The sequence below is a fragment of the Richelia intracellularis HH01 genome (assembly GCF_000350105.1).
In the GTDB taxonomy this organism is placed as follows: Bacteria; Cyanobacteriota; Cyanobacteriia; order Cyanobacteriales; family Nostocaceae; genus Richelia; species Richelia intracellularis.
The window spans coordinates 1-16247 of the sequence record NZ_CAIY01000044.1; the positions used below are offsets into that span (position 1 = coordinate 1).

The following is a 16247-nucleotide window of genomic DNA, read 5'->3' on the forward strand; positions in this document are numbered from 1 at the left end:
ATCTAAAAATAATATTTTTTATTCGTATTAACTAATTATTAATATTTCAATCTACCTTCGAATAGATATGTAAGCATTAATAATAAAAAGCCAAATTAGCTTATCGGTAAACACATAACATGTACTCACGCATTAAAAATTTACTGTCTTTATTCAATAAAGATACTTTTCATGATTTTCTTGAAATAATTCGCCTAAAATTCCATCTCAATTTTGCTTTTGTAATTCTAGGTGCGACTAGCTTTAGTGAAAGAATTGATACAGGACTAATATTCTCTTTACTATTAATGTATTTATCTTTTAATGTATTTGTCTATGGCGGTATTTATACAATGAATGCCATAACAGATCTAGATAAAGACTCTCAACATCCCCTCAAATGTAATCGTCCTTTACCTTCTGGAAGAATTAGTAAGCAATCAGCAATAAAATTAGCAGTAAGCCTAATGAGTATTGGTACATTCTTAGGATTTCTTCTTTTTGGAATAAATGTTGGACTTATATATGTTGTCTTTATTGCCATAAATCTATTCTACTCATTAGTAGCTAGAAATATTCCTTACCTAGAATTATTTGTTAATGCAAGCACTATGCCTCTTAGATTATTGATGGGTACATATCTTGTTACTGATAGTTTAGTACCCACTTCATTGATGTTTGGAGCATTTTGTGTGGGGATTGGCTTCCTCTCTGTACGAAGAATTGTCGAGAAAGACATTCAAAATAGTATCGAGGCTCGTCCTGCTCTAAAAGCCTATCAAGGAAATACTATGTTATGGATACAGTTAGTATCTTTCATCGGACTGATACTAGCTTTTAGTTCTGATATTTTTATTCAGCAGACTTTCACTGCCTATTTATTGATGGTGATATATTTTATAATTTTTTGTTTAGGAGTACATTTCTCTAAGTCTCTTAGAAGCTATTGGCGGAATTTCTATGGTCATTAGTTAAGCTTGAGAAAGTCTATAAGCATTTATTAAGAGAGCAAAATACGAAATAATTCACATTTGAATATAATTTCTACTCTCTTTTTTTGCTTATTAGGCCAAAAAGCTAATCAAATATAGATTGGTATGTCTAAAAGAATTATTGCTGATGATGATTACAGATTATTTATCATAAAAAAATATGTACTTATTCAATAGTTATAAACGCAAAAGTTTGGAAAATGAAATTGGTATTTACAAGTATAAAGCAGTAATATTTGATGTAGATGGTACGATGTACCATCTAAAGAAAATGTATCGAATAATGTTTCGTGAAGTCATAAATTATTATTTCTACCACCCACAAAATTTTAGAGAAATTAACATCATTATTGACTTCATAAAAGAGAGAGAAAAGCATGCATTAGAAGTTGTAGATGATGTGGAAAATGCCCAATACGAATGGACAGCTATAAAACATAAAATTTCACAACAGGAAGTGCGTGAATTAGTTGAAAGATGGATATTCCAAGTTCCTTTGCAACACATATATAGCTGTCGTCGTATAAAAGTAATAGACCTGTTTAATAGCTTGACAATACATGGCATTCCCACTGGTATATTTTCCGATTATCCATCTGAGGCTAAGTTGAAAAAGTTGGGTTTATCTACGCAGTGCATTGTAAGTGCCACAGATCCAAATGTTGGTAGACTCAAGCCAGATCCTAAAGGATTGTTACTGGCTGCTAACATTTTGGGAGTTTCTGTAGAGGACTGTTTATTAATTGGTGATCGTGATGATCGTGATGGAGAGTGTGCTAGGAGAGCAGGAATGGAATACTTTATACTAGATTGATGTGAAATGCACTACTATAGGTCTTTTGACTATAGAATAATACTTGTGAATCAGAAATCTTAGCGTATAAATTCATGACTAATATATTACCTAATAATACCTATAATTCGCATAATCAGTCAACAGAAGAAGCCGCTGAATTAATACGCAGGCTAAGACAAAAAGAAGGTAGTTGGGTAGAATGGGGTCAAGCTTGTGCCTATCTGCAGAAAAATGGTTATAATCCTCAGGAGATTTTTGAGTCAACCGGTTTTGAGCCAATTCAGCAGAATCAAGTGATTGTAGGCTCACAGGTTTATGCCTCCATAGAAAAAGTTGGAGTATCAGAGGCTACATCCTTGCATTACTTCCAAAAAGGAAGTGATGTACTATATGAGTTACGTTTGCTTAACCATGAAGAGAGAGCTGCAGCTGCTGATTTGACATTTCAACATCAAGTTGACTGCGAAGAAGCACGGGAAGTCGCCAGGGCCATAAAAGATTTTTCCCGGTTTGATAATCCACCTGCAGGATTTTCCAGGCATCCAGGTGATGCAGTAGCCTATCATTGTTGGAAACTAGCAAAACAAAACTCAGACTTAAAAGTGCGCTCGCGTCTTATCGCTAAGGGTTTAAAATTCTTACATACTCTGGAGACTAGACAAAAACTAGAACAACTACTAACAGACTTGACTGTCGATCCCAAACGCACTGCACCAACTCTACCTTTTTACCGTCCTAATGCTGATGCAGAAATTCCCCGTATTGTTCCAGTGGTAGGCAATTTACCATTAACGCTACAAGATATAAATAAAATTACTCGAGCAAAAGAAATCAAACCGTTTAATATCATTAAACTTTCTGGAGAACAAGCCTGGGTAGCCTTGCCAGGATGGCAAGTAGTATTAAGCGCAGAAGATCCCATAGTTATTTTATGTAATAGTGATCGTTTTCTGCCTCAAACCCAAACTTGCCCAGAGAAAGTAATGGTAATAGTAGATTGTGCTCAGAGGAAATGGGAGACAGGTAGCTATTTTATGGTAGAAAATAATGGAGAACTAGATTTTCAGTGGTTTGCTGACATCCCTGACTTTGATTTATTCGGTCGGGTTTTAGTAATTATGCGTCCCAAGAAAATTTTCGATGAGCTATTAAGTCTAGATTCCTGGCAGTTTGATGAATAATATAAATTTATTAAAAGCTTTGGAATCAAGATTAAATATATATCTGACTGTTGAGAAATCAGTTTGTCTAATAGCAAAGAAGTACTGAAGAAATTAATAATTAGTAATTTGCATATCTAATTAATTTTAGGATTCATTATGAATTATTATGCATATAGATAATCGTTATCAAATAATAATAGGTTTCACAAACCTTTCCTCCAACTTTTTTAAACTCATAAAACCAGGAAAATTAAACTTTGAGTTTAAGCAATACTAACCTTCAAAATAATCAATATAACTCAAGTTATTGAAAGTCTTCATCAGTTCAGACCAAAAGATTTTGATAAAATATCTTGGTTATTTAAACTGAGAAGTTTCACTAATTTTCATTTATTATTAAACATTTATATATGACATTTATATCGAGGTTGGATTTGATAAGCGCATAAGGATGTTTAATTATTCATTAAACATCGCGATTGAACAGAGTATAAATTGTAAGAGAAATATGTTAATTTTACTTTAATACACAATCTATAAATATCAAGTATATCTTTAATGTCCTATAATTAAAATTTGCCTTTATATTAATAAAACTACTTTCCAAACTTACATTTATGTTGGTTAACTACTGAATTCAGGATACCAAGAGGATTTGATATCGTCTGAATGGGATATCTCGAATATATCTAATTAAGTAAATGCTATTTTGTTTAATTATACATATCTTATTTTTTAGTGCTCTAGGTTATTCTTTTATGTATATATATATTTATTTTTCTATTTTTTAGCATATTTTCCTGTAGTGCTTTTAATTATGTCTTACTATCTAAATACATGTCTATATTAGGTTTAATCTATTTCTCTTGCAGTTTTATAAATATGTCTTCTGGCTGCTCTATAATTTTTATATATACAACGATTATATCTAAGACATTTTCTAAAACTGACTATTTTAATGTTTTATTGATTGGTTCAAGATTATACTAATAAAATTGTACATAATAATAAACTATACCCAGCTTTAAGATACCCAAAAATAATAACTTTTGGAATTAATAATAATTATGCTAATAGTATTCAATGTATGAAATTCACATGATAATATTTTATTATTACTTAGGATAAATTAATCCCTCAATGACAGTTAATTAAATCAATAATTAGTCTTTGATAATTGCTTTCATACAAAATAGCGTTACCATCAAATTTAATAAATATCTTCTCTCTAATATTTAATAATTTATAATTATTCTCTGATGATTTTAGATGAATAATTGCTATTATCAAATAGGCCGTTTGGAAAGTTACTCTTGTATCTTTTTAATTCGACTATAAACCTTAATTTATAGACTAATTACACTAAAAATGTGCGGCTAATTTTAAATTAAATATTTTTTGATTCATCGGAATTAACAACAAGCATATATTGGATTATTTACCATATAAATTGAAAAGGGAAAAGCTTATACTTATCATACTTTCACTCTATAGGAAAAGATTGTTAAGCATAAAGTAAATTTAAATTTGAGGTGAAGAAAATTAATATTGCTCCTTCTAATTATTAGAAGTCTGAATTACTATTTTCACTCTGTATCCAAAATTACTTCATGACAAAAGGATGCTCTTACTTAAAATTCTCTAATTCCTTATATCGTTCTTTTATTTCTTCAATATCAAATAATGCAAAAAAATCTAACCCTTTAGATTGATACAAATCTTTTCCACCCTGCTTACGATCTATCAATGAGATTACTGTATCTACCACATAACAACTATCCCTTAGATGATTAACAGCTCTCATGGCTGATTTTCCTGTTGTTACTACGTCTTCTAAAACTACTACCCTTGACCATGATGGTAAAGTGGGCCCTTCTATATAAGCCTTAGTACCATGTTCTTTAACTTCTTTGCGGATAATTAACCCTGGAATAGGTCGGTTTTCCAAAGCTGAAATAACACTTACAGAACTCACAATGGGAACAGCACCAAGTTCCAGGCCAGCTACAGCATCAGTATTTATTGGCAGTAGAGATAACAATAGACGACTAATGAGTAAAGCACCCTCAGCATGAAGAGTAACCTGCTTTCCGTTAATATAATAGGAACTTTTTTGTCCAGAAGACAAAACAAAATCCCCATCCCTATATGCTAATTGGCAAAATAAATCTAGCAAATTTTTTCGCAAAATATTCATATCGCTAGTAATTGTCCACACACCCTGTTTAGTAGAATCATCATTTTTCTTAATCATTGCCAAATATCAACAAATTTGCCAGATAGAAAGTTACTCTATAATAAAAGTCAAATATTAGTAATAATAAACTAATGTTTATACAAACCAAATATTATAGAGAAGTAATATTAAAAAATAGATTTGAATTGATATTTATAAGCCATCATTATTTTCTATGCATTTATGACTACCAATATAGTTACGCTTTCAGTAGCGGGTACAGGAACTTAACACCAAGTGAGACTACTGAAATAGGTTTTCAAAATAGCCTCAGTTTCCACGATAATGATGACTTAAATACAGATCAGGCATAGGTTAGACCATGCACTTAACCCCAATATACCTGAAATAAGTTTAACAATAAATGAAATTGCTAGAGATAGTGAGTTATTCAATATTATTTACTGTAGCATCATTCAACTACAAAATAAGTAAGAATATAAGTACCATTACTCATGGTTTGCCTGACTCTTAATAATAATTCTAATATTATACCTCACCATATTAATAATTAAATGTGGGTAATTTAGTCACATCATGGAATACAAATCCCTAGCAATGTTTAAATAGAATAAGAAAAAGAGTTATCGGATTATGTCTTGACTACATGTAGTCAAGACATAATCCGTATTGATGATTAATTATTTGACTATAGATTTTTCTCATTTATTATTATTTAATCCAGGGTGCAGGAGTTGAACCTGCCTAGGGCGAATTATGAGTTCGCTGCCTCATCCGCTCGGCCAACCCTGGTAAACATTAATTGCTAGGAACTAATAATAACATGAACTTACATGTTTGTATCAACCCAAACAAAATATTATAATTTTAGATGGTGGATACATTTATTGTTCAAATTAAGATAAATGAATCTTGTAAACAAAAAGGGGAAGACTTATAGCAGTAGTTATATTGGTTGGAAAAGTATGATTTTGCCAGAGGGCTCAATTGCCAACAAGTAAATATCATAACTGTATGTGCAAATGCTCTACCCATCATTGTTTAAGAGACTAACGACTGCAACTTGGATATACCAATAAATTATAGAAGTATTTTCCCATAATGAGACTAGATTCCACTGTAATCCTAACTTTGACTTTACTAACCCTAATGTTGGGTGCTGGTTCTTTAAGTGCTTTTTGGGGTTTTACTTTAGGAAGTGCTGCATTAGAAGGTGTTAGCACTCCTGATACTCGTCCGACAAACAAATTTGCCAACTCTAAGGGAAGTTCTTCAAATCCAGAAGGAACAATTATGTTGGATGAGAAAGAAATACTTAAAAAAGTCAAGTTAAGGATAGAAGGTAAAAGCAAAAATGCTGCTAAAAAACTTCAAAACCTTAGGAATAGAAGACCATATAAAAAAGAAGAAACTTTTTCCGAACAGAATAGGGAAAAATTTCGGCCTGGTTTCCCTATTAAGTCAGAAGATAAAAAGGTGAGCTTATCTGTCCAATCTGTTCGTTTCTCCGGAGGAGCCTTAGAAATGCAGGTAAAAATGCAGAATAAAAGCTCAGAAACAGCACGTTTTCTTTATACTTTCCTAGAGGTGATTGATGATAAAGGTAGAACTTTAAGTGCTAGTACGGAAGGATTGCCTGTGGAATTGCTGCCAGAAGGACCTACTTATACTGGCAGAATAATAATTCCCACAATTTTGTTAGATGAAGTAGAAAAAATATCATTAACACTAACAGATTACCCTGATCAGAAACTACGTTTAGAGATATCAGATATTCCGATAGAAATATAGTTAATATTTTCTGTATCTGGGATATTTATGATTAGAGGTAAAGATATCTGTCAAAAATATGGCAAATCTTTGGAATATTTTCCCAAACGGGAGAATAGATGTATTTTTAATGAAAACTTTGCATGTACTTTAGCTCCCAAATTCGCTATTGAAACGAGGCTTTTGGGCTGGGTTTTGCAGTGGTAGTTGTTAGTAATGTAAGTGGGTCGGATGTGAGTCTGCGATTATTGTCAGTGTTATTACTGATTGCGATTAATGCTTTTTTTGTGACGGCAGAATTTTCTATGGTAACAGTAAGGCAATCGCGTATCCGTCAGTTAGTTGAAGCAGGAGATATTCAGGCAATTTCCGTTGAGGGTTTACAGCGCAGTATTGATCGTCTGTTATCTACAACTCAATTAGGTATTACCTTATCAAGCTTAGCGTTGGGATGGATTGGGGAAAGTACAATTGTTGGATTGGTTAATACATGGCTTCAGTCTTGGTTTTTTCCTAGTGATACTAATCACTTCATTGCCCATTCCATATCCATTCCCGTTACCTTCTTTCTGCTTGCTTATTTGCAAATAGTTCTAGGTGAATTATGTCCTAAATCCCTAGCAATGTTATATTCCGAACAGTTAGCAAGGTTTTTAGGGTCTTCAGTAAAAGCAATCGTCCGTTTTTTTAGCCCATTTATTTGGATTTTGAATCAATCTACTCGCTGTCTACTCAAATCTGTCGGTGTCGAATATACAGGTCAAAGCTGGAAACCGCCAGTCACACCGGAAGAATTACAATTAATCATTTCCACGGAAAGAGAGTCTACTGGTTTACTAGCAGGAGAGAGGGAATTACTTAACAATATCTTTGAATTCGGAGAAGTAACAGTACAAGCTGTAATGGTTCCCCGCTCAGGTATAGTTACTGTGCCAATACATGTGAATTTGCAAATTTTCCTTCAAACTATGGCGGATACAGGTCATTCTTGTTATCCAATCATGGGTGAATCCCTGGATGATATTCATGGCATTCTACATTTTCAAGACCTGGCAAAATTTTTGGCTTCAGAAAAATTGCAGATGGAGACTGAAATCAAGAAATGGATGCGCCCAGTTCGATTTGTCCCTGAAAATACCCTGCTTAAAGATTTGCTACCCACTATGCAACAGGCAAAACCAACAATGGTAATTGTCGTAGATGAGTTTGGTGGTACATCTGGCTTAGTAACAATTCAAGATGTGATTGCTCAAATTATTGGTGAAACTGGGGAAGCAGATAGCACTGATGAAGTTTTTAAATTGTTAAATGAGCAAACGTTTTTAGTACAAGCACAAATTAACTTGGAAGAACTTAATGAGATTCTGCATATAAATTTGCCACAGAGGGATGGATATCAAACATTGGGGGGGATTTCTATTATATCAGTTGCAAAAAATACCCAGTGTTGGTGAGATTTGCCAGTATCAAAACATAGAATTCACTGTAATTTCCCTTGATGGTCCAAGATTGCATCAAATTCAAATACAGTATTTAGGGGAAAAATGTATGCGATAATGCAGTATTTTACTCCTAACAGAAAGAGAAAAAGTAAAAGGGAGAAGGTTAAATATTAATGTTTTTCTCTACACAGCTATTACTTTTTCTCCTCCTTACTGGGCATAAGTAATAGGATCTACAAGTCCTAATTCAGTAAAAGCAGATCGTCTTAAACGGCAGGAATCACAAACACCACATGCAAGGTTACCACCATTATAACAAGACCAAGTGAGTTCCCAAGGAACACTCAATTTGTTACCTAATTGGATTATTTCTGTTTTTCTTAAATTAATTAAAGGAGTATAAATATGAATAGGATTTCCTTCTACTCCTTGCTTTGTACCTAGTCGAAATACTTTCTGCATAGCTTGAATATAATCTGGACGGCAATCTGGGTATCCAGAATAATCTAAGGCATTGACTCCGATATAAATCCTTTCGGCATAAATACTCTCAGCATATCCTAAGGCAAAACTTAAAAAAATGGTATTGCGGGCAGGAACATATGTAACAGGAATATTTTGCGCTATCGTATCAAAAGGGCGTTCCTTAGGTACATCAATACTATTATCTGTAAGTGCTGAACCTCCCCATAACCTCAAGTCAAAACGCACAATCTGATGTTCAAAAACCCCTGCTGCATTAGCAACTGCCAATGCAGATTGTAATTCTCGACGGTGACGTTGCCCATAATCAAAGGAAATTGCATATGGTTGACAACCATCTGCTAGTGCTTGATAGATAAGGGTAGTAGAATCTACACCTCCAGACAATAAAATTACAGCTTTCATCAGCAAATTTAAATTCTATAGAGTGCTTAGTTAAAGGTTACTTTAATTACCACTTAGGAATATATTTCCTTATATTTTTGGCATAAAAATCAAAATTTCAAGCATCATACAAAGCATACATACTTGGAAGAGCAAGTAATATTTTTTGAAATCCGCCATGAATAAGCCCTCTGTGCTACTATCTGGATGGTTTTCAATGGCCCCTAAATATAAAGAAAGTTAAGCATTTAGACTGGCACAACCGTAACATCTCTATTTTTTGATGGTTAAGGGGAAAATCATAGTGCGAGATAGCATTTTCATGACAAATACAAGTCTTTATAAAAAAATACCCAAATACAATCAATTCGCATTACTGTAATTGATGTCGGACAGATGGGACATAACTATACACGTGTTCTAAGCTTGATGAAAGGTATAAAATTGGTCGGTGTGGCAGATATTAATATTGAACGTGGTGTTGAAACTGCCACAAGATATCAAGTCAAGTTTTTTGAAGACTATCGTGACTTACTACCCCATGCAGATGCTGTTTGCATTGCTGTCCTTACCATACTAAATCACACTGTGAGTGTTAATTGTTTACGGGCAGGAATTCATGTCCTCATCGAGAAGCTGATCGCAAAAAGTGTTTCTGAAGCAGAATCTCTTATTAAATCTAGATGTATTCTTCTTGTGGGACAGACTGAACGCTTTAGTCCTACTTTTCAAGAATTATGTAAAGTTCTTAAAACAGAAGAATTATTGGCTTTAGAAACTCGTCGTATGAATCTGTATACTAATAGGGCAAATTATGTATCAGTAATTCTATATCTAATGATCCATGATATTGATTTGCTCTTAGAAATAGCCGCAGCATCTGTAACTAAAAGGTTTTGGGAGAAGGATCTTGGGACTCCCGAATTTACCATATGACACAAAAATAAGCTCATTAACTCCTATAATTTAAGATGGAAAACTGGAATATTAGGTCCAATAATAATTAGTGTTTTGTTAAGATTTTTAGGATAATTAAATTATCAAAAGTACTAAGTGCCTCTATTCTCTAAAGTAAGTTTATTTTTGGGTCTATATTTTTTTGATTTAAATTCTATTAGCAAAGAAAAACTTTGAATGAGTATAACCATTATGTATTATATGGCTAAGTGAAAAATATGGCTAGGTGACAACTGGGAGCTCTCATGATAGATAAACCATCTGCAAACACCTCTATGAACGCTGCGGCTATTCCAATAAATAGAGTATCAAGTTCAAATAATATACATTCTGTACCCAATACTATGAGTGGTTTAGGGAATAATATTCTTAGTATTGATTTAGGTAGAACTTCTACAAAGACCTGTATCAGCCGTGAACCTGATAATGTCACTTTTGTACCATCTAATGTCAAACAGATGCCTATGGAACAAGCACGAGGGGGAGTTTTTGAGGCACGTGATACAGACCCACTGATGGATTTATGGTTGGAATATCAAGGTTATGGATATGCTGTTGGTCAATTAGCAGCAGATTTTGGAGCTAATCTAGGTGTGGGCCAATCCAAAGTTGAGGCTGCATTAATTAAGGTATTAGCCTCTGTTGGCTACTTCAATCTCAAGGGAGATATTTTAATTGTTATGGGTTTACCTTATTTATCCCAAGAGCAGTTTGAAAAAGAAAAGGCCCAATTGATTAGCCAATTAAGTGGTCCCCATATAATGAATTTTCGTGGTGAATCCGTAGAATTAAACATTGCCAAAGTTTGGGTGATGCCAGAAGGCTATGGAAGCCTTCTATGGTCTGAGGCTCAACATAAACAAGGGTCAGGAGATCCTGATTTTACACAGCTGTCAGTTGCACTGGTTGATATTGGTCATCAGACGATTGATTATTTGATGGTTGATAACTTCCGTTTTGCTAGAGGGGCTTCCAAGAGCGAAGATTTTGGCATGAACAAGTTTTATGAACTAGTTGCTAAAGAAATTGAAGGGGCTGATAGTCAGTCTCTAGCTTTGATATCTGCTGTAAATAAGCCCAAAGGTGATAGGTTTTATCGTCCTAGAGGTGCCAGCAAACCTAGTAATTTGGATGATTTCTTGCCTGCGTTGATAGAAGTTTTCTCTCGTGAAATTTGTGATCGTGTGCTAGCATGGCTACCAGAAAGAGTAACAGACATGATTCTAACAGGGGGAGGAGGAGAGTTTTTTTGTAAGGATGTACAACGTTTACTCAAAGATGCAAAAATCAATACCCACTTAGCTGCACCATCACGTCAAGCCAACGCTCTAGGACAATATATTTATGGAGAGGCACAGGTCTCTTCCAAAAGTTTTTCTATATCTTAAATACTGATGTTTCAATGGTCGAAAAGGGTAGTTAAATCGGTTACATTTGAGCCAGGAGCGGCGGATGAAAGTTTGCTGGCAATGATTAAAAGTTATTTGGAAAAACAACCAGAGAAAACCTTTAGCCAAATGTGTAAGGAGGCTTTATGGCAATCTTTATGTGTACCAAAATCAGTCAAGCCTAATCCGAAAGGAGCAATAAAATTAGAGGCTGAACAAAATATTGCTGATTTAAAAAATCAATTGTCTAGATTGGAAGAGTATTTTCTTTCCAATCAATCTTATCGTTTAGAACTTATAGAACACCAAATTGCACAACTAAGTCAACAAGTTACACAATTGGTAATTACGGCAAACCAAGAACCACCTACTCAGACTGTCAAATCTTCGGAAACTGCCTTGGATAATTCGACCAATAATACTGTTTCTTCCACTCCAGAAGATATTGACCCATTAATCAGCCGTCTTAGTCAATTCCTGGAAAATTTTTAGATTTATCAGAATCCTAAGATTAATAGTAATCCGAATCCTCCTAATTAATTATTTATTTGGGAGGAGTTGTTTTAGTTAATGTCTAAAACCCTAATCTTTCACGAAAATTAAATACTATGTACCATAGTATTCCTTAATTCGGATGACTTTTACCGCTATTAAGTTAGAGTTATATTCCGAAAAACTCAATTTATATAGCTTTAAATAGGATATTACTCTGTATTTGCTTTTGCATTTGTATTGATAATTGATGATTCCAGTTTTAAATGAAGATATTTCTACAAAGCAGGGACTCCTATAAACCATAGAGTAATTATTGAAAACCCTATAATTTATCCATAGGTTAGTCTTAATAATGATAATTATTTATGTGTATAATAAAGTTGTGCGTGAGATATAACTAACAAGCTATCAAAATATACAAGCCTCCATATATAAATCCTCAACGAAATTAAGTAAGGTTCAAATTAGAAGGGCTACTGGGTTTTGATAGGTCAAATTAACCACGATGCCATCGGGTTCCATCCTTACCATCAACTAAATTAATTCCCTGTTCTTTTAGTTGATGGCGAATACGATCACTTTCTAGAAAGTTCTTATTTTTACGGGCTTCATGCCTTTCTTGAATTAACACTTCAATTTCTGAAGCGCTTAAAGTATCAGTATTATGGGTTTTTTCTTCAGGTATGGCATCTAAGCCTAACACATGAGCTAAACTAACTAAAGTCTGCCACTGGCTATATAACTCTACTGATGATTTTTGAGTACTGCCTTCATGTACTAAAATATTAGCCTCCCGTCGTAGTTCCTTCGCTAGTTCAAACAACACAGCTAAACTACCAGAAAAATTAAAATCATCATCCCCTGAAATTTGAAACTTTTCTACAACTTCTGTAATTAGGGATGATGATGTTGTTTGCCAAGCAAACCTTTCTCCATATCGAGGACCAAATAATAAAGCATCCTTGAGGTTATTCCAACTGTTTTCTGCCGTTATAAGTGCTTCACTGGTAAAATCCAGAGGTTTGCGATAATGAGCCTGTAGAACAAACAAGCGTACTGCCATTGGATCTACTGGTTGAGGATGCATAAACCATTTACCATCTAGTAAATCTCGAATAGTAATGAAATTCAACAATGACTTGGACATTTTTTGTCCATCCACCATGACCATTCCATTATGTGTCCAGTAACGTGCTAATGGCTCGTTCATGGCTGCTTCAGACTGAGCAATTTCATTTTCATGGTGAGGAAAAATTAGATCGCTACCACCACCATGAATATCAATGGCACTTCCCAAGCTAGAGTGAATCATAGCCGAACACTCAATATGCCATCCTGGACGACCTCTACCCCAAGGAGAATCCCAAGCTGGCTCTCCTGGCTTTGCAGATTTCCATAAGGCAAAGTCAAATGGATGCTGTTTTTTGGTAAATTTACCATTTTTAGTGCCAACTCTACCACTGGCTCCAGATTTCATATCATCAAGTCTTCGACCTGATAGTTTGCCATAATTAGGAAAACTTTCTACTCTGTAATAAACATTACCATCAGTGGCATAAGCAAAATCTTTTTTTTGTAAATCCTGAATTAACTGCTGAATTTCGAAAATATATTCCGTAACACGGGGATATTCGTCTGCATCCTTCACATTTAAGCGGTGCATATCGACAAAGTACTCATCAATAAATCGATTAGCCACTAATGTCATGGTGGAGCTCGTTTCTTTAGCACGATTGAGGATTTTATCATCAATGTCTGTAAAGTTTTGAATATAGCGTACTTCATAACCGCGCCACTTCAAATATTGGCGAATAGTATCCCAAACAATATAAGAACGGGCATGACCAAGATGGCAGTAATCGTAAACCGTCACACCGCAACAATACATTTTTACTTTTCCTGGTTCTATTGTTCTAAAGGGTTCCTGGCGTCGTGTAAAAGTGTTGTAAACTGTCAGGTTCATAACCAAGTAATTCTCAATTAAAGAGATTTAAGGAATAATAGGTTTAAGATGCTAGCATGTAATCTCACTGTTATCCATGCTAAAGTTACACCAGTTTTTGCATTGCACTTCCAAATATTAAACCATTGATTTTTTTGATCCTATTACCATGCAATCAGCAGTTAACTATAATCCCAATAACATATATGTACCCAAGAAAGGATTACCAGTAACAATTATTACTGGTTTTCTTGGTAGTGGTAAGACAACTCTCTTAAATCATATTATTAAAAATCAGCATGGTTTGAAGACAGCCGTTTTAGTTAATGAATTTGGCGAAATAGGTATTGATAATGAGCTAATTATTTCTTCAGATGGAAATATGGTCGAATTAAATAATGGCTGTATTTGTTGTACCATCAACAACGATCTAATTGATGCAGTTTATAAAGTTTTAGAACGCCAAGAAAAGATTGATTATTTAGTGATAGAAACTACGGGATTAGCAGATCCTTTGCCTGTTGCACTAACATTTATGGGTGCAGAACTGCGTGATTTTACTCGTCTTGATTCTATTGTCACTGTTGTAGATACAGCAAACTATTGTTTAGATTTATTTGATTCCCAGGCTGCACATAATCAAATTGCTTATGGGGATGTAATAGTCCTCAATAAAGTTGATTTGGTGGATAAAGTATATTTGGATTCCTTAGAAGCAAGAATTAGGGAGATGAAGGAAGGTGCAAGGATTCTTCGTAGCAATAACTCTCAAGTACCCTTACCACTAATTCTGAGTGTAGGTTTATTCAAATCTGATCAATATTTTGATCAAAGGGAAGCTAACAATCACCATGATCACCATGATCACCATGATCACCATGATCATTTGGAAAATGATGGTTTTACTTCGATCTCTTTCGAAAGTGATAAGCCTCTCTCTGTAAGAGAATTTCAATATTTCTTAGATAATCTATTACCAGAAAATATCTTCCGTGCAAAAGGAATTATATGGTTTGATGAAAGTCCGAAACGTCATATTTTTCACTTATGTGGTAAGCGTTTTACACTGGATGATGATGAATGGAAAGGAGAGAGAAAAAGTCAGTTAGTGCTCATTGGTCAAAATCTAGATCATAATAATTTAAAGAAGCAACTAGAAAACTGCATCTGTAAGTCTTTCTGTTAGTTGGGAAAAAGGCTTTTGGGAATAATATAAAAAGAGATTAGAAAGGAGAAAAGTAGGAAAATATAATGCTTAGCTTAAAACCTCAAATCCGATATTTTTCAATTTAAAAGTAATAATTGTTTTTTCTAATTATTAGAAATGTGTTCATTACCGAAATCATCAAATAATGACAAGTAATTATTAAGAATATAATTGCTAGCTAAACAAGACTTAGATAAAATGTACTGATTAGTGTCTTTAGCAAACATCCCAATCCCAAATTAAGTCTAATAGTATTTAGGTGAATAAAGCTTTAATTATTATTGGTGCCATAAAAAGATGGTTATTGATAATAATATATGCAGAATAAATAGTTGTTGTCATGGTAGTTTATTTTGCATGGATTATTATCCTGACTAACCTAGTATTAAGGAAGTCACCGATCTTACTTGAGGATAGTCCTAGTGAAGAACTACTATTAGTTTGCTGCTGTTAAGTTTGGGGTTAGGGGAATAACAAAAATAAATATTTTCAATGGTGGACCTGTAATTATTACTAATTGAAACAAAAAATAATATATAGGTATAGGCAAAAATATATAGAAGGCTAGTTATTTAATGACTAAATGATGAGAGAATAAAATTCCAAACATTGATAAGGCTTGAAGTTTTTCAACTATGGCAAAAATTCAGTTTTCTAGGGGTATTGACGAAATAACCGTTCCAGATGTACGTTTGACGCGATCACGCAGCGGTGGAACTGGTACAGCAAAATTTACTTTTCAGAACCCTAAAGCTCTAGATAGTAATAGCACTGCAGAAATTACTGGCATGTATATGATTGATGAAGAGGGGGAAATAATTACCCGTGAGGTTAAAGGAAAATTCGTTAACGGTAGACCGGAAATCATAGAGGCAATTTATTTGATTAAGTCTAATGAGGAGTGGGATCGTTTTATGCGTTTCATGAATAGATATGCAAAAGAAAATGACTTGGGATTAAGTAAGTCTGGAAGATAAATATAAATTAAAAAGAGAATAGGAAAAAAAATACAGAATCTTCATTTTGAAATTGATAACTGTCCTGGGGGATAT

11 protein-coding genes, 1 tRNA gene and 2 pseudogenes are annotated in these 16247 nt (G+C 33.9%); 10 read left to right on the top strand and 4 right to left on the bottom strand.

Annotation, left to right across the window (positions count from 1 at the left end):
- The first annotated feature begins 119 nt into the window (after window positions 1-119).
- The 3 genes from RINTHH_RS04915 to RINTHH_RS04925 all read left to right on the top strand — a co-directional run bounded on the left by RINTHH_RS04915 (window position 120) and on the right by RINTHH_RS04925 (window position 2948).
- Window positions 120-950 carry a UbiA family prenyltransferase gene (locus RINTHH_RS04915; protein WP_008233618.1) on the top strand — a complete coding sequence of 277 codons (831 nt, stop codon included), beginning with the start codon at window positions 120-122 and terminating at the stop codon, window positions 948-950.
- 181 nt (window positions 951-1131) lie between these two features.
- Entirely contained in the window at window positions 1132-1785 is a 654-nt protein-coding gene (locus tag RINTHH_RS10130) for an HAD family hydrolase (RefSeq protein ID WP_008233620.1), read from the top strand.
- Window positions 1786-1859: 74 nt separating this feature from the next.
- Window positions 1860-2948, top strand: coding sequence for a RuBisCO accumulation factor 1 (locus RINTHH_RS04925; protein WP_008233621.1), 1089 nt, complete (start codon window positions 1860-1862; stop codon window positions 2946-2948).
- A gap of 1609 nt (window positions 2949-4557) precedes the next feature.
- On the opposite strand, the gene pyrE is transcribed toward RINTHH_RS04925, so the two are convergent.
- Window positions 4558-5127 carry an orotate phosphoribosyltransferase gene (gene pyrE, locus RINTHH_RS04930; RefSeq protein ID WP_408005758.1) on the bottom strand — a complete coding sequence of 190 codons (570 nt, stop codon included), beginning with the start codon at window positions 5125-5127 and terminating at the stop codon, window positions 4558-4560.
- 719 nt (window positions 5128-5846) lie between these two features.
- A tRNA-Ile gene (locus RINTHH_RS04935) sits at window positions 5847-5919 on the bottom strand.
- A gap of 309 nt (window positions 5920-6228) precedes the next feature.
- Between RINTHH_RS04935 and RINTHH_RS04940 the strand changes: the two genes are divergently transcribed.
- A complete protein-coding gene (locus tag RINTHH_RS04940) occupies window positions 6229-6918 on the top strand; it encodes a hypothetical protein (protein WP_008233624.1) in 690 nt (229 codons plus the stop codon).
- Window positions 6919-7130: 212 nt separating this feature from the next.
- Window positions 7131-8454, top strand: a pseudogene (locus RINTHH_RS04945) (hemolysin family protein).
- A 95-nt stretch (window positions 8455-8549) separates the two neighbouring features.
- On the opposite strand, the gene queC reads toward RINTHH_RS04945, so the two are convergent.
- Complete coding sequence (queC, locus tag RINTHH_RS04950) at window positions 8550-9227, bottom strand: 7-cyano-7-deazaguanine synthase QueC (RefSeq protein ID WP_044304668.1); 678 nt, start codon at window positions 9225-9227, stop codon at window positions 8550-8552.
- Between the two features lie 301 nt (window positions 9228-9528).
- Between queC and RINTHH_RS04955 the strand changes: the two are divergent.
- From RINTHH_RS04955 to RINTHH_RS04965, 3 genes and pseudogenes are all read left to right on the top strand, one after another.
- Window positions 9529-10097, top strand: a pseudogene (locus RINTHH_RS04955) (Gfo/Idh/MocA family protein); the annotation flags it as partial.
- Window positions 10098-10408: 311 nt separating this feature from the next.
- The gene (locus tag RINTHH_RS04960; protein WP_044304669.1) at window positions 10409-11551 is read left to right on the top strand and encodes a ParM/StbA family protein; all 1143 of its coding nucleotides are present in this window, start codon (window positions 10409-10411) and stop codon (window positions 11549-11551) included.
- A gap of 6 nt (window positions 11552-11557) precedes the next feature.
- Window positions 11558-12043 carry a hypothetical protein gene (locus RINTHH_RS04965; protein ID WP_008233634.1) on the top strand — a complete coding sequence of 162 codons (486 nt, stop codon included), beginning with the start codon at window positions 11558-11560 and terminating at the stop codon, window positions 12041-12043.
- Window positions 12044-12542: 499 nt separating this feature from the next.
- Here the strand turns inward: RINTHH_RS04965 and cysS are convergent, their stop codons facing one another.
- Entirely contained in the window at window positions 12543-14009 is a 1467-nt protein-coding gene (cysS, locus tag RINTHH_RS04970) for a cysteine--tRNA ligase (RefSeq protein ID WP_008233635.1), read from the bottom strand.
- Between the two features lie 148 nt (window positions 14010-14157).
- Here cysS and RINTHH_RS04975 point away from each other — a divergent pair, with 148 nt between their 5' ends.
- A complete protein-coding gene (locus RINTHH_RS04975) occupies window positions 14158-15174 on the top strand; it encodes a CobW family GTP-binding protein (protein ID WP_008233636.1) in 1017 nt (338 codons plus the stop codon).
- 656 nt (window positions 15175-15830) lie between these two features.
- Window positions 15831-16172, top strand: a complete 342-nt coding sequence (gene psb28, locus RINTHH_RS04980; protein ID WP_044304670.1) for a photosystem II reaction center protein Psb28 — start codon at window positions 15831-15833, stop codon at window positions 16170-16172.
- The last annotated feature ends 75 nt before the right edge of the window (window positions 16173-16247 follow it).